The organism is Kitasatospora sp. NPDC058063 (assembly GCF_042885395.1).
In the GTDB taxonomy this organism is placed as follows: Bacteria; Actinomycetota; Actinomycetes; order Streptomycetales; family Streptomycetaceae; genus Kitasatospora; species Kitasatospora lactacystinica.
In genome coordinates this window covers 170,601-190,436 of the sequence record NZ_JBHVSD010000005.1, presented here as the reverse complement: position 1 = coordinate 190,436, position 19,836 = coordinate 170,601, and the positions used below count along the sequence as shown (strand labels likewise).

The window sequence follows — 19,836 nt, the reverse complement described above, 5'->3', positions numbered from 1 at the left end:
ACACAACGTGCCATCGAAGAAAGCCACCGCACCCGCCACCGACTTCATCGACGTCGCGGGACGTACCGTCCACTGCGCCGCGACGGGCAGCGGCCCCCCGGTGCTCCTGCTGCACGGTCTGGACCGCAGCCTGGCGGACTGGGCACCGCTCCAAGCAGCCCTGCCCGACCACCGGCTCATCGCGATCGACGTCCCGGGGTTCGGCCGGTCGCAGCCCCTGCCGGACTGCCGGCTCCCCGCACTGGCCGGACACGTCGAGCGGGTACTCGACCGACTCGGCCTCACGTCCCCCGTACACGTGGTCGGCAACTCCCTCGGCGGCGCCATCGCGATGCGGCTCACCGTTCACGCCCCCGAGCGCGTGTCCTCGCTGACACTGCTCAACAGCGCCGGATTCGGCCGCGAGGTCACCTGGGCGCTGCGCATCCTCGACCTGCCGCTGCTCTGGCGGCTGCTTCTGCGCCCCACCGAGGGGAACGCACAGCTCGCGGAACGCTCCCTCTTCCACGATCCGGACTTCGCGACCCCCGAACGGACAGCCGCGGCACTCGCCCTCGCCCGCCGCGAAGGAGCCGCCCGGACGCTGCGACAGGTGGCCCGCGAGCTCGGTTCCTGGCGCGGCGTACGGTCCGGCTGGCGCACCGAGCTGCTCGCGGAGGTCTCGGCGCTCGACACCCCGACGCTGGTCGCCTGGGGGACCCACGACCGCATCCTTCCCGTCCGCCATCTCATCAACGCCGCGTCCACCCTGCCCCGGGCACGTACCCACCTCTTCCCGCGAACCGGTCACCTGCCGCAGATCGAGCGCACCGAGGAGACGGCCGCCCTGCTCCGCTCGTTCTGGAACGACCGGTGAAGCGCGTCGCGCGAGGGCTGGACGGCGGGTGCGACGCGCGGGTCCCGGCCCCGGACCGCCTGCTCACGTTCCTTCCCGGCCCTGCGGACGGACGGCCGGCGCGGACAAGCCGTCGAGCTCGCGCCCGATCGCCTCTCGCAGGCCGTCGTGCTCCGGTCCGAGCGCGCTCGCGGGATCGCGCCAGTTCTCCGTGGGATACAGCCACACCGGGCGGCGGACGCGGTCCGGACTCTCCCACTCGAACCGCGGCCACACGTGCGCGTGCAGGAAGTTGTCGGTATTGCCGAGGATCTCCAGGTTCACCCGCCGGAACTCCGGGTCCAGCCGCCGGCAGACCCGCTCCACGGCCTCACCCAGCCGGTCCATGTCCGCCAGGAAAGCCGTTCGTCTGCCGCGCGGGAGATCGGACAGCCGCTGCACACCGGGCTCGTCCACCAGCAGGACCGAGTACCCCGGCAGGAACTGCACGTCGCCGATCACCGCGAAGCCGGCGTCGAGCCGCCGGAGCACCGTGGGGTTCGTGCCTTTCAGCGCACTGCCGATCCTGTCGTCCCGCCAGTCCTTCACCATGACACCGCACCCCGTACAAGCGTGACCGGGCAGGCCCGGCCGAATGATGGTCGCCGGTCGCTCCCCCGGCTCCGTGCCATGTTCGCATCCGGCCGAGGTGAACCTTGGCTCCGGCCGGGTTCGGAAGGGGCTCGACGCTGCTGACCGCGCGCCGGCGCACGAGGGCCCGCCCCGGGGGCGCTCCCCGGGGCGGGGTGGGTCAGCTTCCGGCCGGGGCGCGGTGGCCGTGGCGGAAGAGCGGGGCGCGGGTGTCGAAGGGGACGTCCTCGCGGGAGGCGGCGACGGCGGCGTCGGAGGCGGGCAGGTCGAACGGGAGGGTCGCGGTCATCGGGGCGCGGCCCAGGGCGGCGTCCAGGACGACCTCGTCGGCGGCGCCGAACTCCCCGATCAGCAGGGCCGCGTGCGGGGCGAGCGGGGTGAGCACGGCGGGCCGTTCCAGCTGGGCGGCGAGGACCGTGGGGACGGCGGCGGCCAGGGCGGTGAGCCGCTCGACCTCGGCCGGCTCGAACTCCAGCGAACCGCTGTGGAAATGCTGTTCGAGCATGCCCTCGCGCCGCTCGTACGGGGTGGCGAGGCGGACGACGGCGAGGTCGGCCTGCTCGGGGTGCTCGACCGGGGTGCCGTACCCGGCGGCGACCCGCGGGTCGATGCCCTCGACGTAGAGCCGGGTGGCGGCGGTGGCGGTACGCGGCTCGCCGGCCAGGTGGACCACGGAGCGGCGCTGGAGCTCGCGGCCGAGCGCCCGGCCCTCCGGCGTGCCGACCAGTTCGGCTGCCGCCTCCACGTCGACGTACGGGTCGTCGAAGAGGCCGAGGCGGAACTTGTCGCGCAGGATGCGGCGGGCCGACTCGTCGAGCCGGGCCTCGGTGACGGCGCCGGAGCGGACGGCCGCCAGGATCAGCTCCGGGTCGGTCTCGCCGCCGAGCTGGTCGGCGCCCGCGTCGAGGGTGAGCACGACCTGCTCGGCGACGGACAGCTCCTCGACGCCCCAGTGCCGCGGCGGCAGGGTGACCACGCCGGGGACGCTCATGCCGGTGATGGCGTTGAAGTCGGTGCAGACCACGCCGTCGAAGCCGTAGCGCCCGCGCAGCAGTCCGGTGATGACGTCCCGGTTGAAGTTGGCGCCGACCTCGGCGAGCCCGCTGCCGGAGGGGATCGCGTAGGCGGGCATGATCTGCGCGGTGCCCGCGGCGAAGGCCGCCTCGAAGGGGCGCAGGTGGGTCTCCAGCTCGCCGCCGGGATAGACCAGTCGGCGCCCCGCGGCGAAGTGCGAGTCCTCGCCGCCGGCCTGCGGGCCGCCGCCGGGGAAGTGCTTGGTCATGCAGGCGACGCTGTCCGGGCCGACCCGCTCGCCCTGGAGGCCCTCGATGTAGGCGGTGATCATGCGCGAGGCGCGCTCCGGGTCCTCCCCGAAGGTGCCGCTGATCCGGGCCCAGCGGGGCTCGGTGGCGAGGTCGGCCATCGGGTGGATGGCGACCCGGATGCCGACGGCGCACAGCTCGCGGCGGATCAGGTCGGCGTAGCGGCGCACCAGTTCGGGGTCGTCGGTGGCGGCGAGGCCGATCGGCTCGGGGCCGGTGCTGAAGCCGCCGCCGGTGTGGGCGGTGGCCGGGTTGGCGGTGAAGCCGTGCCGGGGGTCGGAGGAGAGGGTGACGGGGATGCCCAGCCGGGCGGCCGCGGCGAGGTCCTGGACGTGGTTGTTCCACGCGGCCATCGCGCGCGGGTCGGGGACGGCCATCATGGCGAAGTGGGTGAGGCCGCGTTCGGTGATCAGGTCGGCGCCGGAGGGGAACGGCGGGTGCTCGCCGGGGAGCATCCGGCCGTGCAGCATCAGCGCGGCCTTCTCCTCCACGGTCATCCGGCCGAGGAGGTCCTCGACCCGCTCCTCGACGGGCAGCCGCGGGTCCTCGTAGGGCTCCATGGTGCCGTTGTGGTTGAGGTCGCGGAAGGGCGTGCCGTCGGTGTGGTGCAGCAGGGTCGTCGTCATGCCGTCACCCCGGCGGCGTTCGACACGGCGGTACGGGCGGCGGCGTCACTACCGGCGGTGGTCGCGGTACCGGCGGCGGCCTCGGTACGGGCGGCGGCCTTGGCGTGGAAGGCGTCCAGGGTTTCCGCGGTGACCCCGCAGGCGGTCAGGAAGGCGGCGGCGCCGCCGTGCTTGGTGCGGACCAGGTCGAGGAAGGCGCTCATCGCCCCGGCGGGCGCCTCCAGCAGCGGGGCGGGGACGACCAGTCGGCCGGCCTCGACCTCGTTGAGGGCGGCACGGTTGCGGTCGGCGAGGCCGGCCCAGATCTGCTGGATCGCCTCGTTGGTGCGGGCGTAGTCGGCGACGATCTCCTCGGCGGGCACCCCGAGCAGCTCCAGCAGCAGCGCGGTGAGCAGCCCGGTGCGGTCCTTGCCGGCGGCGCAGTGCACCAGCACCCCGCCGGGGCGGGCGGTGGCCTCGACGGCGGCGGCCAGGGCCTGCGGCGCGGACTCGGCCATCAGCAGGTAGAAGGCGCCGAGGTCCTCGGCGGTGGTCATGGTCCGCATGGCCTGGGCCAGTTCGTCGTTGGTGGGCTCGATCCGGGCGGCGACGACGGCGACACCGGCGGCCTCGGCGGCGGCCCAGTCCTCGGGGCTGCTCTCGGCCTCGCCCCGGAGGTCGACGACGGTGGTGACGCCGTGCTCGCGCAGCTGGGCGACGACGTCCGCGTCGGCGGCGGGGAAGGGCTGGGCGGAGCGGAACACGGCGCCGGGACGGATCCAGCGGCTCGCGGGGTCGGCGAGCACGGCGGGGTCGCGGAAGTTGACCAGGGACATGCGGGGGCCTTTCGGGATGTGCGAAGGGTCTTGCGAGGGGTGTGGCGAAGGTGCGCGGCGGGGCCACGCGAGGGGTGAAGAGAGCTTGCGGAGGGGGGAGTTGGGCGTGCGGTGCCGTCCGGGCGGCCGACGGCACGCCCGGGGACGGGAACAGGAACGGTGACGGGGCTCGGGTCAGCCCGCCGCGGCGAGCACGTCCCGGTAGGCCCTGACCCAGTCGGCCAGCGTGCCGCTCTCCTGGCCGATCAGGATGTGGCGCCGCACCATGCCGCCGAACATCGCGCCGAACGCGGTCGGGCGCAGATCGGTGTCCGGGTCGGTGCCCGGGTCGGTGCCGAGCCGCTCGGCGGCGATGGTGACGGCGTGTTCGATGAAGGCGTCGATGACGACCAGGGCGTAGTTGTGGACGGAGTGCACGTCGAGCAGGCCCCTGCGCAGCCGCCGGCGGCGCTCGGTGTGCTCGACGGGCTCCTCCAGCCGTCCGCCGGTGACGGTCAGCGCGTGCTCGAGCGCGGCCCAGAGCGGGAGTTCGGCGGGGGCGGCGGCGAAGGCGTCGAGGACGACGTGGCCGAAGTCCCAGCCGAACAGCAGGGCTTCCTTGGCCGGGTAGTAGCGGAAGAAGGTGCGGTGGGCGACGTCGGCGCGGCGGCAGATCTGGTCCACGGTGGTGCGTTCGTAGCCCTGCTCCTCGAAGAGGTCGAGCGCCGCGGAGCGGATGCTGTCGCGGGTGCGCGCCTTCTTGCGGTCGCGCATGCCCGGCTCCGCCGCGGTGTCCGTCCCCTGCATCGTTCTTCCGCTCCTGTTCGGTGAGTTGGGTGTCCGAGCCGGTCCGAGTCGGTTCCGAGTCGGTCCGTTCCGGTCCCGGGCGAGTGCCCGGTCCGGGTGTCGGTGGGGCCGCCGAGGGGGCGGCTGTCAGTACCGAATCACGTCCGACCGTGCTCGCTCAAGGCGGGAGCCGACTCTTCCGGGTTTCGTCATCCGAAGTTTGCACAACTGCCTTTTGGCAGTACTGCCACTTCCGAAATGGTGTGGACGTCGGCGGCCGCACTCCCCCTGGCCGCCCCCGCACCCCCCGAACCGAGGAACCATGAAGCGGCACACCCACCTCCTGGTAGCCGCGGCCTGCACGGCCGCGCTCACGCTCACCGCCTGCTCCGCCTCCGACGACGCCCTGTCCGGCACCGGCACCGGCACCGCCGCCGGGAACACCGGCGCGGCGGCCGACGGGCCGGCCGTGGACGGCGGCACGCTCAAGATCGGCCTGGACCGGCCGTTCGCCAAGCTCGACCCGGCCGACGGAACGCTGATCCAGATGCCGATGATGGTCCTCGCCAACGCCCTGTACGACCCGCTGATGGTCAACGGCGACAACGGCACCGTCCAGCCGTACCTCGCCAAGTCCTTCACCCCCAACGCGGACGCCACGGTCTGGACCCTCGACCTGCGCGAGGGCGTGACGTTCAGCGACGGCAGGCCGCTCGACGCCCAGGCCGTCGCCGACCACGTCACCCGGCTCGCCAAGCCGGAGAGCAAGTGCGCCTGCGCCCTCGACGCGGCCGCCATCGGCTCCACCGCCGTCACCGGCCCGACCTCCCTCGCCTTCACCCTCAAGGCGCCCGACGCCGCCTTCCCGAACCTGTTCACCCGCTCGCTCGGCTACGTCTCCGAGGCGCCGTCCGGCGACTCCCCCGCCGTCGGCTCCGGCCCGTACACGGTGGAGAGCGTGCAGCCCGGAGTCTCCGTCACCCTGGCCCGCAATCCCGCGTACTGGGGTGCCAAGGGCCACGCCGACAAGCTCGTCTACCGGGTGCTGCCCGACGCCGACAGCCGCTACCAGTCGCTGCGCTCCGGCGACACCGACCTGATCTGGACCGAGACGCCCAGCCAGCTCAAGCAGGCCGCCGCCGACGGGCTGCGCACCGCCACCGGGCCCGGCTCCACCAGCACCGTGCTGTTCAACACCAAGGCCGCGCCCTTCGACGACGTCCGGGTCCGCCGGGCGGTGCAGTACGCGATCGACCGCGAGGCCCTGGAGAAGGTCGTCTTCCTCGGTCAGGGCTCCGTCGCGGACGGCCCGATCGGCTCCCGCTCCCCGTACCGCACCGCCGCCGGGTACCCGGCCCACGACCCGGCCAGGTCCCGTGCCCTGCTGGCCGAAGCCGGCCACCCCGACCTCGCCTTCGAGTACCTCGTCGACAGCCGCCCCGAGGCCCAGCAGCGCGCCACCGTGCTCCAGCAGATGCTCGGCGAGGCCGGGATCAGGATGACCGTCAAGCCGCTCGACAACGCGGGCCTGGGCACCGCGATGCTCCAGCGCAAGTTCCAGGTGATGGACTTCATCACCAGCATGTTCGGCGACACCGACACCGCGCTCAGCAGCCTCTACCTGCCGAACTCGCCGTACAACTTCATGAGTTGGTCGGACCCCGAGGCCCAGAAGGCGATCACCGAGGGCCACGCCTCGACCGACCCGGCCAAGCGCTCGGCCGCCTACGGCCAGGCCGCCGCGCGGGTCGTCGGCGAGGCGCCGATGGTCTTCCTCACCGAGAACACCGTCGGCTTCCTCGGCACCGCCAGGGTCGGCGGACTGCCCGACCTGTCCAGGCGCACCGTCCTCAACGTCTCCCCCGCCACCCTGTGGGTGAAGCGATGACCCCCCGCACCCGGACCGCCCTGCGGTACGGCGGGCAGCTCGGCCGCGCCGCGGCCGTCCTGCTGCTGGTCACCGTCGGCGCGCTCGCCCTGCCCCACCTGATGCCCGGCTCCCCCGCCGTCGCCGCCCTCGGCCCCACCGCCACTCCCGAGCAGATCTCCGCCTACGAGGCCGGGCTCGGACTGGACCGCAACGTGCTCGCCGCCACCTGGCAGTGGATCGGCGACGCCCTGCACGGCGACCTCGGCCACTCACTGTCCACCGGAGCGGCCGTCACCGGCGAACTCGCCGACCGCGTCCCCGTCACCCTCGAACTCTTCCTCGCCGCCCAGCTGGTGGCGCTCTGCCTGGCCGTGCCCGTCGCCCTGCTCTCCGCCTGGCGGCCCGGCGGCACCTTCGACAGGCTCGCCACCACCGCCACCTTCGGCTGGCTCGCCGTCCCCGGCTTCGCCCTCGGCCTGCTGCTCATCTGGATCGCCGCCGTCCAGCTGCGCGTCCTGCCCGCCACCGGCTGGACCCCGTTCACCGAGAACCCGGCCGAGAACCTGCGCCACCTGGTGCTGCCCGCCCTCACCCTCGGCCTCACCGAGGCCGCCGTGTTCACCCGCACCCTGCGCGGACAGCTGCTCGACACCCTCGACCAGCCATACATCGCCGCCGCCCGCAGCCGCGGCATGGGCACCACCCGGCTGCTGCTGCGCCGCGCCCTGCGGCCGTCCAGCCTGCCGCTGGTGACGCTGATCGGGATCGGCATCGGGACCTCGCTGGGCGGCTCGGTGCTGGTCGAGTCGCTGTTCGCGGTGCCCGGCGTCGGCGGCCTGGTCTCCGGGGCCATCGCCGGCCGGGACTTCCCGGTCGTCCAGGCCGTGGTGGTGGTCAGCGCCGTCGCCGTGGTTGCGGCCACCTTCGCGGTCGACCTGCTGTACCGCACGATCGACCCGAGGATCGCCCATGAGCACCGCTGAGACCACCACCGCGACCGCCGAGAGCGCCGCCGGGTCCGTCAAGACCGTTGGGAACGAAGCCGGGACCGCAGGGAGCACCGACACCGCCGGGGCCCCCACCGCCCGCCGCCGCCCGCCGGCCGGCGTGCTCGCCGCCGCGGCCTGGCTGGCCGCGGTCGCCCTCGCCGCCCTGCTGCTGCCCCTGCTGCCCGGCTTCGACCCGTTGCACGGCGACTTCGCCCACCCCTCCGCCGCCCCCGGCCCCGGCCACTGGCTGGGCACCGACGGCTCCGGGCGGGACATCCTGCAGCGCACCGTCGCCGGCGCCCGCGCCTCCTTCACCGTCGCCGCCCTGACCGTCCTGGTCGGGCTGCTCGGCGGCGGCACGCTCGGCCTCGCCGCCGGCTGGTTCCGCGGCCCGGTCGACAAGGCCATCGGCTTCGCGACCGACCTGCTGATGTCCGTGCCCAGCCTGATCCTGGTGATGATCGTGGTCTCGATGCGCGGCCCCGGCCTCACCGTCATCGGCGGCCTGATCGGGCTGTTCACCGTCCCGCACTTCACCCGGGTGGTGCGCGCCGTCGTGCTCTCGCTCGCCGAGCGCGGCTTCGTCCAGGCCGCCCGCATGATCGGCACCGCCCCGCTGCGCATCCTGCGCCGCGAGATCGTCCCGCACGTCCTGCCGATCGCGCTCACCTTCGCCTTCACCGCCACCACCGTCGCCATCGTCGCCGAGGGCTCGCTCAGTTTCCTCGGCTTCGGGCTGCGCCCGCCGGAGCCCTCCTGGGGCGGCATCATCGCCGAGGGCCGCACCACCCTCGGCAGCGCGCCGTGGATCTCGCTGGCGCCCGCGGCGGTGCTCTGCCTGACCGTCCTCGCCCTCAACTACCTCGGGGAGCACCTGCGTTCGGGCGCTCCCGCCGCAGCCAGGCCCGCCGCCACGAAGCTCACCGTCACGAAGCCCGCCGCAGCCAAGCCCACCGCCACGAAGGGAGCGCGCGGATGACCTCCGCCCCCGTCCTCGACGTCCGCTCGCTGGACACCGTCCTGCACACCCCCGACGGGCGGGCCCTGCACGTCCTGCACGGCGTCAGCCTCGCCATCGCGGCCGGCGAGTGCCTCGGCGTGGTCGGCGAGTCCGGCTCCGGCAAGTCCGTGCTCGCCCGCACCGTCCTCGGCGTCGAGTCGCGCACCACCAGGGCCGTCGCCACCGGCGAGATCCGGCTGAACGGCGAGGACCTGCTCGCCGCCACCCCCGCCCGGCGCGCCGAACTGCTCGGCACCCGTATCGCCATGGTCCACCAGGACCCGATGACCTCGCTCAACCCGGTCGTCCGGATCGCCGACCAGGTCACCGAGTCGATCACCAACCGGCGCCGCCTGTCCCGGCGCGAACGGCTGCGCACCGCCGCCGAGTTGCTCGCCGCCGTCGACGTCCCCGACCCCGCCCGGCGGGCCCGCGCCCATCCGCACGAGCTCTCCGGCGGCCTGCGCCAGCGCGTCGGCATCGCCGCCGCCCTGGCCGGCGAACCCGCCCTGCTGCTCGCCGACGAACCCACCACCGCCCTCGACGTCACCGTCCAGCGCACCGTCCTCGACCTGCTCGACCAGCACCGGGTCGACCGGGGCCTGGCCACCCTGCTGATCACCCACGACATCGGCCTGCTGTACGGACGGGCCCGCCGCATCGCCGTCATGTACGGCGGCCGGATCGTCGAGACCGGCCCCACCGAAGCCGTCACCCGGCACCCCCGGCACCCCTACACCGCGGCGCTGCTGCGCTCCGTCCCGCGCGTCACCGGCCCGCTGCGCCGCACCCTGCCCGCCATCCCCGGCTCACCGCCCGACCTCACCCGGCCCATCCCCGGCTGCCCCTTCGCCCCGCGCTGCGAGCGGGCGACCGAGCTCTGCACCACGACCGCGCCACCCACCCGCACGGCGGCGGACGGACACACCGCCGACTGCCACTTCCCGCTCACCGCGGCCGACAGCACCGCTCCCGAGGAACTGGAGTCCGCGGCATGACCACCGCACCCGACACCGCCGCACCCGGCACCGCCGGCGCCGGAACTGCCGCCGCCGGCACCGCCGACGCCGGTACGGCCGTCCTGGAGGCCACCGGCCTCGGCGTCGTCCACCGCACCCGCTCCGGCCCACTGCACGCCGTCAGCGGCGTCGACCTGGCCCTGTACCCGCGCCGCACCCTCGCCCTGGTCGGCGAGTCCGGCTCCGGCAAGAGCAGCATCGCCAAGGCCCTGCTGCGGCTGCCCCCGCCCACCACCGGCACCGTCACCCTCGACGGCACCGACCTCGCCACGCTCTCCCCGCGGGCCCTGCGGGCGGTCCGGCCCCGCCTCCAGATGGTCTTCCAGGACCCGCTCTCCTCCCTCAACCCGCGCCGCCGGGTCCGCGACCTCGTCGCCGAACCCCTCGACGCCCACCCCGACCCGGCCCGCGACCGCGACCGGGAGGAGATCGTCACTCGGCAGTTGGAGGCCGTCGGCCTGCCGCCCGCCCTGTTCGGCGACCGCCGGCCCCACCAGCTCTCCGGCGGACAGGCCCAGCGGGTCGCCATCGCCCGGGCGCTGGCCGCCGGGCCGCGCGTCCTGATCGCCGACGAGGCGGTCTCCGCCCTCGACGTCTCGGCCCAGGCCACTGTGCTCAACCTGCTGCGCGACCTCACCGAGGAGCGCGGACTGGCCGGCCTCTTCATCTCCCACGACCTCGGCGTGGTCCGGGCGGTGAGCGACGAGGTGGCCGTGCTCCAGCTCGGCCGGATCTGCGAGCGCGGCCCCACCGAGGCCGTCCTCGCCGCCCCGGCCCACCCCTACACCGCCGCCCTGCTCGCCGCCGTCCCCGAACCCGGCCGCCCGCTGCGCGACACCGGCCTGCTCCCCGCCGACCCGCCCTCCCCGCTCGCCCCGCCCAGCGGCTGCCGCTTCCGCACCCGCTGCCCGCTGGCGGACAGCCGCTGCGCCACCGAGGAGCCCCGGCCCCGGGAGGTGGCGCCCGGCCGTACGGTGGCCTGCCACCGCCCGCTGGTCGGCACCGCGGAGGGCTGACCGGCCGGGGCCGTCCCGGTGCCCGATCGGGCGGCGGAGGCGGACGGGACCGGGTCGCCGGTGAACAGGGCGCGGTGCCCGTCCCCGGCCGACCCGCCCGCGACGCCGAACGGCTGACGGGTGGCGAGCGCGCAGCGGCGGCGCGGCCGAACCCCCGACCGGGGCATGACGCGACCGCCGCCTTCGGCCGTTCCGCGGTCGGGGCCCGGTAGCGTCACCGGTCATGAGGATTCTGGTCACCGGCGGCGCCGGGTTCATCGGTTCGGCGGTCGTCCGGGGCCTGGTGGCGGCGGGCCACGAGGTCCGTGTCCTGGACGCGCTGCTTCCCGCCGTCCATCCCTCGGGGATGCCACCCGAGCTGCCCGCGGCGGTGGACTTCCGGCACGGGGACGTGCGGGACCGGGCGACGGTGGAACGGGCGCTGGCCGGAGTGGAGGCGGTCTGCCACCAGGCGGCCATGGTCGGCCTGGGGACGGACCTCGACGACGCGCCCGCCTACGCGGGCTGCAACGATCTGGGAACGGCGGTGCTGCTCGCCGCGATGGCGCACTCGGGCGTGCGCGGCCTCGTCCTCGCCGGGTCCATGGTCGTCTACGGCGAGGGCCGCTACCGCTGCCGGCTGCACGGGGACGTCGCACCCGGTCCACGGCGCCCGGACGAACTGGACGCCGGCCGGTTCGAGCCGCCGTGCCCGCGCTGCGGTGCCGAACTCCTGCCCTGCCTGGTGACGGAGGACGCACCGACGGACCCGCGCAGCGTGTACGCGGCGACGAAGCTCGCCCAGGAGCACCTGGTGTCCGCCTGGACCCGCGCCTGTGCGGGCCGTGCCCTGACCCTGCGTTACCACAACGTCTACGGCCCCGGGATGCCGCGGGACACTCCGTACGCCGGAGTGGCGTCGCTCTTCCGCTCGGCCCTGGCCCGGGGCGAATCGCCCAGGGTGTTCGAGGACGGCGGGCAGCGCCGGGACTTCGTCCACGTGGCGGACGTCGCCGCCGCGAACCTTTCCGCGCTGGCGGCGCTCGGCGACCGCCCGCCGGGCAGTACCCGGGCCTACAACGTGGGCAGCGGCGAGGTCCGTACGGTCGGGGAGATGGCGCGGGCGCTGGCCGCCGCCCACGGTGGACCGACACCGGTGGTGACCGGCGAGTACCGGCTCGGCGACGTCCGCCACATCACCGCGGACTCCGCCCGGATCCGGACGGAACTCACGTGGCGGGCCCGGGTCTCCTTCGCCGACGGGATGCTGGAGTTCGCCGCCGCGCCGCAGCGGGCGTGAGAACGGCGCGCGACGTCAGCCGTGCGCGGGTGCCGCCGGATCCCGTCCGATCCCCCGGACGGGTCGAGCCTCGCCGACGTCGTACCTCCGCAAGGCGCGGTTCGGCCTCGGCGGGCCGGGCTGCGGTTAGCGTGACCGGCGTGACTTCTCCCCTCCTTCCCGTCCCCGTCGCCGATGTCGTCCTTCCCTGTCTGGACGAGTCCGCGGCCCTGCCGTGGGTGCTCGGCCGTGTCCCGGACGGCTGGCGCGCGATCGTCGTCGACAACGGTTCGCGCGACGGCTCGGCGGAGTTGGCCCGGTCGCTGGGCGCCACCGTCGTCGAGGAGCCCCGGCGCGGTTTCGGCGCCGCCTGCCACGCCGGCCTGCTCGCCGCGACCGCCGGACTGGTCTGCTTCATGGACTGCGACGGTTCGCTCGATCCGGCCCAACTGCCCCGCGTCGCCGCTCCCGTGGCGGCCGGCACGGCGGACCTCGTGCTCGGCCGCCGCCGTCCCGCGACCGCCGGCGCCTGGCCGGTGCACGCCCGGCTCGCCAACACCGTCCTCGCCCGCCGGCTGCGCGCCCTCACCGGGGCACCGCTGCACGACCTCGGACCGATGAGGGCCGCCCGGCGGGAGCGGCTGATCGCCCTCGGGCTGGGCGACCGCCGCTCCGGCTATCCGCTCGAAATGGTGCTCGCCGCCTCGGCGGCCGGGATGCGGATCACCGAGACCGACGTCGACTACCTGCCGCGCTCCGGCCGCTCCAAGGTCACCGGGACCGTGCGCGGCACCCGTCAGGCCGTACGCGACATGCGGGCCGTGCTGGCCGCACCGCCGCCCACCCTGCTGGTCATCGCCAAGGCGCCGGTTCCGGGCCGGGTGAAGACACGTCTCACCCCGCCGTGCAGTCCGGGGCAGGCGGCGGTGCTGGCCCGGGCCGCCCTCGTCGACACCCTCGCCGCTCTCGACCGGATGCCGGCCGGCCGGCGGCTGCTCGTCCTCGACGGGGACGCCGGTCCGTGGCTGCCGCCCGGTTGGGACGTCGTCCCGCAGTGCGGCGGCGGTCTCGACGAGCGGCTCGCGGCGGCCTTCGCCCACGCTGCCCGGCGAGCTCCGGGATCACCAGCCCTGCTGGTCGGCATGGACACCCCGCAGCTGGACCCGGCCGTCCTCGCCGAGTCGCTCTCCCCGGCCCACCGCGCCGGTGCGGACGCCTGGTACGGCCCGGCGGCCGACGGCGGCTTCTGGGCCCTCGGCCTGGCCCACCCCACCGAGCGGCTGGCCCGACGCCTGCTCCGGGGGGTGCCGATGTCCACCTCCCGCACCGGCGCCGCCCTGCTCGACCGCCTCGCGGCCGAGCGCCTGACGGTCCGCCATCTCCCGGTGATGACCGACGTGGACACCATCCAGGACGCCCGCCGCGTCGCGGCCGAAGCGCCGCACACCGGGTTCGCCGTGCACCTGCGCACGATCGACACCGCCCCGGAGTTCGCCGGATGACCGCCCCGGCCGCCGCCTGGATCGACGACCCGTTCGCCGAGGCCGTACGCGCCGGACGCGGCCCCCTGTGGCTGCGTCAGGAGGACGGCTCGCGCATCGCGCTCGACGTCGAACGGTGGTGCGCCCCCGCCGCCGGAGGCGACCACAGCCTGCTGCGGCGCTGCGTGGGCCTGGCCGCCCCGGTGGTGGACCTGGGCTGCGGACCCGGCCGGCTCGTGGCCGCCCTGCTGGCCCTCGGCGTCCCGGCCCTGGGAGTCGACGTCACCGGGGCGGCGGTGGAACGGACCCGCCACCTCGGAGGCCCCGCCCTGTGCCGGTCCGTGTTCGACCGGCTGCCCGCCGAGGGCCGCTGGGGCGGTGCGCTGCTCGCGGACGGCAACCTCGGCATCGGCGGCGACCCGGCCGTGCTGCTGCGCCGCGGCGCCGAACTCCTGGCACCGGACGGCGTCCTGCTGGTCGAGGTCGAGCCGTGGGAGCTCGACGAACGGATCACCGTACGGGTCGAGGGTTCCGACGGCCGGCTCGGTCCGGCGTTCGCCTGGGCACGATGCGGCGCCGGGGCGGTCACCCGGCGGGCCCGCCGGGCCGGGCTCGTCGAGACCGAACGCTGGACTTCCCACGGACGGCGGTTCCTCGCCCTCCGCAAGTCCTCCGCCGGCACACTCGTGTGACGGGGCGCGTCGCCCCGCCTCCTCCGAGTCGGCGGTGCGCCACGCGCCTCGGAACGTCGGCGGCCGGTCAGGCCTTCGTCGTACCCGGCGCCGGACCGCGCGCCGGCCGCGGCGGTACGGCGCGGGACAGCCCACGGGCCGTCGGCGCCGCGAGCACACAGGCCAGCGCGACCGCGTACGAGGACCGCTGGGCGTCCGCCCCGCCGACGAGGTAGAGCGCCTGTCCGGCCGCCGGAACGGCCAGCCACTCCCACCGCCCGTCGAGCGCGACCAGGGCCACCACCAGCAGGCCGTACCAGGGGTAGCTCGGCGCGACGACCAGCAGCGCCGTTCCGGTCACCAGCAGGGCGCCGCGCCACGGTCGGCCGGGATCGCCGCGCAGCAGCACCCACAGCGCCACCACCGCCAGCACCAGCGCGGCCGCCCACGGGGCCCACCGGTCGGCGACGACGATCCGCAGGAGGCCGAACCGGTCGAGGTGCCCCTGCTCGTACCCCTCCTCCCGCAGGTATCCGGGCAGGTACCCCAGCACACCGGGCCCGGAGGCGACGAGGTAGGGCAGATAGACCGCCACGAACGTCCCGAGGGCCACTGCGAGCAGCAGCACGTCGGACCTGGTCGGACGCCGGGCCAGCAGCCCGGAGAGCGCTCCGGGCAGGGCGAGCGCCGGCAGCAGCTTGGTCGCGACCGCCGCGCCGAGCAGGGCGCCGCCGGCACCGGCCCGGCGACGGGCGGAGAAGCCCAGTCCGGCCACCATCAGGAGTGCGCCGAGGGTGTCGACGTGCGCGTCGTTGACCGCCCACACCGTCACTCCGGGGCACCAGCCCCACAGCGCGGCGCGTCGGCTGCCCCGCCGTGCCGCCAGCAGTGCGCCGGTGGTGGCCACGGCCAGCACGGCCCCCGCGGCCTGCACACCGCGGACGCCGCCACCGAACGGGTGCACGGCGAGGAACCACGCCTCCGCGACCGGCGGGTAGATGGTGTGCACGGCGGGCCGGTTGATCCGGGTGCAGTCGCCGTCCGCGGTCCGCCGCTCGTCCCACCCCGCACAGCCGTCACCCACCGGGAACAGGCCCGGATCGCGCAATCGGGCCAGCGCCGGGTCGTCCGGGGTGCGCGCGTAGGGCGAGGTGCCGGCCGCCTGGACGCGGCCGTCCCACACGTACCGGTAGGCGTCGTCGCTGGTGCGCGGTGGCGCCAACAGCCCGACGGCGGCGACGGCGACGCTCCCGGCCAGGACGAGCGGCATCACATGACGGTCGCCCACCCCGCGGAGCAGGACGAGCGCGAGGGTGAACAGCGCCGCGTCGAGGGCGTACCAGCCGTACAGCGGCGCCCGGTCGGCGAGCGTCCCACCGCCGGTCACGGTCAGTGCCAGGGCAGCCGTCAGTGCGGCGAGTGCGAGGACACAGAGCAGGAGGTGTCGGGTGAGCACGCGCCCACCCTGCCACCGTGGTGCCCCGTCACCGAGGACCGGCGCCGCCGCCGCTGCGGCCCGGTCAGGCTCCGGGGACACCCGGAAGACCGGTGGTGAGACCGTCCAGGGCGTGCGAGCAGACGCAGTCCCGGTCGACGGGCAGCAGCTCGATCGCCTTGAACAGCACCGTCCGCAGCCGGTCGACATTGCCCGCGAAGACCTTCAGCACCTCGGCCTGGGTGACGCCCTCGCCTGCCTCGACGCCCGCGTCATGATCGGTGACGAGCGCCAACGTGCTGTAGCAGAGCGCCAGTTCACGCGCCAGCGCGGCCTCCGGGTGCCCGGTCATGCCGACCACCGACCAGCCGTTCGCGGAGAACCAGCGGGACTCGGCGCGGGTCGAGAAGCGCGGCCCCTCGATCACCACCAGGGTGCCGCCGTCCACCGGCCCCCAGGCCGCCGCGGCGGCGGCGTCCAGGGCCGCCCGCCGCCCCGCCGGGCAGTACGGGTCGGCCATCGGCACGTGCACCACCTCGGGGACGGAGCCGTCCGGCAGCGGCTGCCCGTCGTAGAAGGTCTGCACCCGGCCCGAGGTCCGGTCCACGAACTGGTCCGGCACCAGCAGCGTGCCGGGTCCGTACTCCGGCCGCAGCCCGCCCACCGCGCACGGCCCGAACACCTGCCGCACCCCCAGCGCGTGCAGCGCCCAGAGGTTGGCCCGGTAGTCGATCCGGTGCGGCGGCAGCCTGTGCCCGCGCCCGTGCCGGGGCAGGAAGGCGACCCGGCGACCGGCCGCCTCCCCCAGGAACAGCGCGTCGCTCGGCGGCCCGTACGGCGTGTCGACCCGCACCTCGGTCACCTCGTCCAGCAGCGCGTACAAGCCCGAGCCGCCGATCACACCGACCTCGGCCCGCGGCGCGTCCCCACGTACCGTCATGTGTTCCACCTCTCTCTCGGCGAGACCGTTCCGGCCACTGCTCGAACCAGCGGGCCTCGGGTCTCGACATCCGGTCCTACGGTTCACGAACCCCGCACCGCCGGTACGGGCCGGCCCGCCGCTCACCCGGGCGCGGACCGTCGGGATCGCCCGGCACGGCGCAGCTTGAGCGCGAGGGCGCCGGCCGCCGCGCCGAACAGGACTCCGCTGACGGCGAGCCACCGGCCGAGGTAGACCTCCTCCGACAGCCCGGTGGCCCCCGGGTACGGCTCGGACAGGTTCAGGACGAGGGGGAACCAGACGAGCAGCAGAAGGCCGGACAGGACGACCGGCACCCGCAGGTAGTTGATCCACTCGACGGTCGGAGTCCGCTCGTGGCGGTGGCGCAGGACGGACCGGGCGGAGAGGTCGGCGAGCGAGTAGAGCGGCAGCAGGACCAGGTCGTGGGCGAGGGCCCCGCCGACGAACCAGACCACCACCGCGAGGGCCCGGTCGGACACCAGCCGCTCGGCGGCGTAACCGGCGAGCGCGAACGAGGCGAGCAGCACGAGCAGGTGCATCGGCCCTGCGCCGTACCAGCGGGTGAGGCGGGCGGGTCGGGCCACGGTCACGCCCTGAAGGTGAGTCGGCCGACCCACTTGGTGTTGTTCACACCGGGGTTGGCGGGGACGATGATCCGGGCCGGGAAGCCGTGGTCGAGCGACAGGTCGACTCCGTTGACGTGCAGGGCCAGGAGGGACCGGGGGTCGCGGATCTGGTTGCCCCGCAGCAGCACCGAGGTGAAGGGACCGGGTGGCTGGACCGACTCCACCAGCACCTCGGCCGCACCGGACAGGCCGGCCAGGGCCGCCAGGTCGGCCAGCCGCAGTCCGCTCCACAGCTGGTCCTCGGTGGACCAGCCCTCCACGCAGGCGATCGGCAGCCGGGCCGACCGCTGCGGCATGGCCAGCAGCTGCTCGCGGGTGAGGACCAACGGCTCCGCGGCGCCGTGCAGTTCGAGGCGCCAGTCGGGCCCGACGAGCTGCGGGGTGATCCCGACGGCGGCGGCGGTCTTGTTGATCTGGAAGCCGTTCGGGCCCTGCTCGGGGGCCCGGTTGTGCGGCGCCAGGAGCGCGGTCTCGCGGAGGCTGCCGCCCAGGCTCTGCCCGGCCGTCACCGCGAACAGGACGAGCGAGCCGCCTCCCACCAGGGCGAGCGCACCGCGCCGGGAGGTCGTCGGCACGGCCGGCGAGGCCGCCACCAGGCCCCCGCCGTCGGAGGGTTCCGGCCTGGTCGCCGCGAGCCCGGTCCGCAGCTCCGCCAGCAGTGGACGCGACCGCAGGGCACGGCTCGCGCTGCCCAGCTTGAGGACCACGTGGACGGCGAATGCGGCGATGAACACCCACGCACCGTAGAAGTGCAGCGGGTAGAAGGATCCCGGAAAGACGTAGTGCAGCTGGATGTTGAGGATCCCGGTCACGAACTCGAACACGGCACCGCCGACGAGCATCAGCAGCGACAGCCGCTCCAGCGCGTTCGCGGCGCTGCGGACGGGCGGCCAGGTGAAGAGCTTCGGGATCACCGACCACAGCTTGGCCAGCAGGACCGGAACCAGCACAACGCCGAGCGTCACGTGCACGCCCTGGGTGAGCCGGTACAGCCAGGACGGATCGGTGGGCCAGTCGAAGAGGTAGAAACCCAGCAGCCCCTTGTCCGGGGTCTGGTCGTTGAGCCGGCCCAGGCCGGGGTTGTACGCGGCGTAGGACAGCGCCCCGGTCACGAACAGCACCGGGATCCCGGCGAGCAGGACGAACCCGAACACGGAGGTGAGCCACGGCCCGCGGATCGGGCTGCGCCAGAACCCCCGGCGGAACGGGCCGGGCGGAGGGGGCGTCCGACCGGCCCGGGCGGCGAGGGCCGCGCTTGCCGAGGCGAGGGACCGGCCGGCGGTTCGGGCCGCCCCGCGCAGCCTCCTGGCACCGCGCCCGGGCAGATCCCGCACCCTTGTGCCGCCCCGGCCCCGCGCGGGGTCCTCCCCGGGCGATCCGCCCCCCTGTCGGGCCCCGACCACCCGTCACCTCCAGCTCCGGAACCGTCCGTGAACGGGCGGGCCCGCCGGCCTCCCGCGGTGAGGAGCGACGGCGACCGGGCCCGGCCTGGGCCGCCGGAACGAGAGCCGCACCGTCGGAACCCCGCCCGACAGCAAACCAGCAGCGCACGGACTTCACCGCAAGGCCGGACAGGCGGGGCGGCAACATCACCCGTGCGGAGGAATCCCGTCCCTGCCGCGGTCCCGGGTACCGAGCCGGCGGGGGCGGCCGGGGTCAGGCCTCGTCGGTGGTGGAGATGGCCAGCAGCTTCGTCACCGAGCCGTCGTCGCCGACGACGTCGCGCAGGTGCCGGAAGCCGATCCGCCGGCTCATCGTCAGGCTCGGGGTGTTCTCGGCGCCGACCAGGCCGTAGACCTCCTTGAGCCCCAGCTCGTCACCGGCGTAGCGGATCAGGCCGCGCACCGCCTCGGCGCCCAGGCCCCGGCCCCAGAATTCCGGGGCGAGCGCGGTGACCAGCTCGTGGCCGTCGACGTTCCCGGCACGCTTGACCTCGGCGTGGCCCGCGTACGCCCCGTCCAGCCACAGGCCCCAGACGTCGAAGAGGTTCTGCGGGTAGACGTCGGTCAGGATCGCGCGGAAGAGCGTTCGGATGTCCGGCTCGGGCACGAGGTCCTGGCCCATCCAGCGGCACACGTCCGCGTTGCGCAGCAGGGAGACGAAGGCGTCCTCGTCCTCGGTCCGGTAGGGGATGAAGTCCAGGTGCTCGGTGCGCAGCGGAGGGGTCATGGTGCTCTCCTCGGGTCGTGGTGGTGCGGCGGCTCGGTGGTGCGGTCGTGCAGCGGTGAAGTGGCGCGGTGGTGGGGTGGTGCGGCGGCCGGGACGGGGCCGGTCGGCGTGGGCGCGACCGGCTGCCCGTCCCGCGGCGGTCAGGCTCCGGCGTTCTCCATGCGCTCGCGCAGGCTCTTCGGGCGCATGTCGGTCCAGACCTCGTCGACGTAGGCGGTGCACTCGGCCTCGGTGCCCTCGGTGCCGACGGGCTGCCAGCCGGCCGGGACGTCGAGGTCGGCGGGCCAGAGGGAGTACTGCTCCTCGTCGTTGCGCAGCACCTGGTAGCGGGTGTTCTCGTCCATGTCG

Annotated in this window: 19 protein-coding genes and 1 pseudogene; 10 read left to right on the top strand and 10 right to left on the bottom strand. The window is 75.0% G+C overall.

Annotation, left to right across the window (positions count from 1 at the left end):
• Positions 1 to 7 precede the first annotated feature (7 nt).
• Positions 8 to 856 (top strand): alpha/beta fold hydrolase, encoded by an 849-nt coding sequence (locus ACFVUY_RS10595; protein WP_387728979.1) that lies wholly within the window; start codon positions 8 to 10, stop codon positions 854 to 856.
• 63 nt (positions 857 to 919) lie between these two features.
• Here the strand turns inward: ACFVUY_RS10595 and ACFVUY_RS10590 are convergent, their stop codons facing one another.
• The 4 genes from ACFVUY_RS10590 to ACFVUY_RS10575 form a co-directional block, all read right to left on the bottom strand.
• Positions 920 to 1,426, bottom strand: a complete 507-nt coding sequence (locus ACFVUY_RS10590) for a diadenosine tetraphosphate hydrolase (RefSeq protein ID WP_387728977.1) — start codon at positions 1,424 to 1,426, stop codon at positions 920 to 922.
• Between the two features lie 199 nt (positions 1,427 to 1,625).
• Positions 1,626 to 3,413 carry a glycoside hydrolase family 3 protein gene (locus tag ACFVUY_RS10585; protein ID WP_387728975.1) on the bottom strand — a complete coding sequence of 596 codons (1,788 nt, stop codon included), beginning with the start codon at positions 3,411 to 3,413 and terminating at the stop codon, positions 1,626 to 1,628.
• Entirely contained in the window at positions 3,410 to 4,228 is an 819-nt protein-coding gene (locus tag ACFVUY_RS10580; RefSeq protein WP_387728973.1) for a tyrosine-protein phosphatase, read from the bottom strand. Before ACFVUY_RS10580 ends, ACFVUY_RS10585 begins: the two co-directional genes overlap by 4 nt.
• A 174-nt stretch (positions 4,229 to 4,402) precedes the next feature.
• A complete protein-coding gene (locus ACFVUY_RS10575) occupies positions 4,403 to 5,014 on the bottom strand; it encodes a TetR family transcriptional regulator (RefSeq protein WP_387728971.1) in 612 nt (203 codons plus the stop codon).
• A gap of 301 nt (positions 5,015 to 5,315) precedes the next feature.
• On the opposite strand from ACFVUY_RS10575, the gene ACFVUY_RS10570 reads away from it, so the two are divergent.
• From ACFVUY_RS10570 to ACFVUY_RS10530, 9 genes and pseudogenes are all read left to right on the top strand, one after another.
• Complete coding sequence (locus ACFVUY_RS10570) at positions 5,316 to 6,881, top strand: ABC transporter substrate-binding protein (RefSeq protein WP_387728969.1); 1,566 nt, start codon at positions 5,316 to 5,318, stop codon at positions 6,879 to 6,881.
• Complete coding sequence (locus ACFVUY_RS10565) at positions 6,878 to 7,846, top strand: ABC transporter permease (protein ID WP_387728967.1); 969 nt, start codon at positions 6,878 to 6,880, stop codon at positions 7,844 to 7,846. The genes ACFVUY_RS10570 and ACFVUY_RS10565 overlap by 4 nt, the downstream gene beginning before the upstream one ends.
• The gene (locus ACFVUY_RS10560) at positions 7,833 to 8,831 is read left to right on the top strand and encodes an ABC transporter permease (RefSeq protein WP_387728965.1); all 999 of its coding nucleotides are present in this window, start codon (positions 7,833 to 7,835) and stop codon (positions 8,829 to 8,831) included. Before ACFVUY_RS10565 ends, ACFVUY_RS10560 begins: the two co-directional genes overlap by 14 nt.
• Positions 8,828 to 9,850, top strand: coding sequence for an ABC transporter ATP-binding protein (locus ACFVUY_RS10555; protein ID WP_387728964.1), 1,023 nt, complete (start codon positions 8,828 to 8,830; stop codon positions 9,848 to 9,850). The genes ACFVUY_RS10560 and ACFVUY_RS10555 overlap by 4 nt, the downstream gene beginning before the upstream one ends.
• On the top strand, positions 9,847 to 10,887 hold the full coding sequence (locus tag ACFVUY_RS10550; RefSeq protein WP_387728962.1) for an ABC transporter ATP-binding protein: 1,041 nt from the start codon (positions 9,847 to 9,849) through the stop codon (positions 10,885 to 10,887). Before ACFVUY_RS10555 ends, ACFVUY_RS10550 begins: the two co-directional genes overlap by 4 nt.
• A 223-nt stretch (positions 10,888 to 11,110) precedes the next feature.
• Positions 11,111 to 12,166 (top strand): NAD-dependent epimerase/dehydratase family protein, encoded by a 1,056-nt coding sequence (locus tag ACFVUY_RS10545; protein WP_387728959.1) that lies wholly within the window; start codon positions 11,111 to 11,113, stop codon positions 12,164 to 12,166.
• Positions 12,167 to 12,297: 131 nt separating this feature from the next.
• Positions 12,298 to 13,020: pseudogene (locus ACFVUY_RS10540) on the top strand (glycosyltransferase family 2 protein); the annotation flags it as partial.
• A 99-nt stretch (positions 13,021 to 13,119) separates the two neighbouring features.
• Positions 13,120 to 13,647: a DUF2064 domain-containing protein gene (locus ACFVUY_RS10535; protein ID WP_387729378.1), complete on the top strand. Its 528-nt coding sequence runs from the start codon at positions 13,120 to 13,122 to the stop codon at positions 13,645 to 13,647.
• Complete coding sequence (locus tag ACFVUY_RS10530) at positions 13,644 to 14,318, top strand: SAM-dependent methyltransferase (RefSeq protein ID WP_359903868.1); 675 nt, start codon at positions 13,644 to 13,646, stop codon at positions 14,316 to 14,318. Before ACFVUY_RS10535 ends, ACFVUY_RS10530 begins: the two co-directional genes overlap by 4 nt.
• Positions 14,319 to 14,385: 67 nt before the next feature.
• Here the strand turns inward: ACFVUY_RS10530 and ACFVUY_RS10525 are convergent, their stop codons facing one another.
• The 6 genes from ACFVUY_RS10525 to ACFVUY_RS10500 form a co-directional block, all read right to left on the bottom strand.
• Complete coding sequence (locus ACFVUY_RS10525) at positions 14,386 to 15,753, bottom strand: hypothetical protein (RefSeq protein ID WP_387728956.1); 1,368 nt, start codon at positions 15,751 to 15,753, stop codon at positions 14,386 to 14,388.
• A gap of 64 nt (positions 15,754 to 15,817) precedes the next feature.
• Positions 15,818 to 16,672, bottom strand: a complete 855-nt coding sequence (locus ACFVUY_RS10520) for an S-methyl-5'-thioadenosine phosphorylase (protein ID WP_387728954.1) — start codon at positions 16,670 to 16,672, stop codon at positions 15,818 to 15,820.
• Between the two features lie 122 nt (positions 16,673 to 16,794).
• Complete coding sequence (locus tag ACFVUY_RS10515) at positions 16,795 to 17,283, bottom strand: hypothetical protein (RefSeq protein ID WP_387684485.1); 489 nt, start codon at positions 17,281 to 17,283, stop codon at positions 16,795 to 16,797.
• Complete coding sequence (locus ACFVUY_RS10510) at positions 17,280 to 18,497, bottom strand: molybdopterin-dependent oxidoreductase (protein WP_387729376.1); 1,218 nt, start codon at positions 18,495 to 18,497, stop codon at positions 17,280 to 17,282. Before ACFVUY_RS10510 ends, ACFVUY_RS10515 begins: the two co-directional genes overlap by 4 nt.
• A 478-nt stretch (positions 18,498 to 18,975) precedes the next feature.
• Positions 18,976 to 19,488: a GNAT family N-acetyltransferase gene (locus ACFVUY_RS10505; protein WP_387728951.1), complete on the bottom strand. Its 513-nt coding sequence runs from the start codon at positions 19,486 to 19,488 to the stop codon at positions 18,976 to 18,978.
• A 140-nt stretch (positions 19,489 to 19,628) separates the two neighbouring features.
• Entirely contained in the window at positions 19,629 to 19,832 is a 204-nt protein-coding gene (locus ACFVUY_RS10500; protein WP_316528801.1) for an MbtH family NRPS accessory protein, read from the bottom strand.
• Between the last annotated feature and the right edge of the window lie 4 nt (positions 19,833 to 19,836).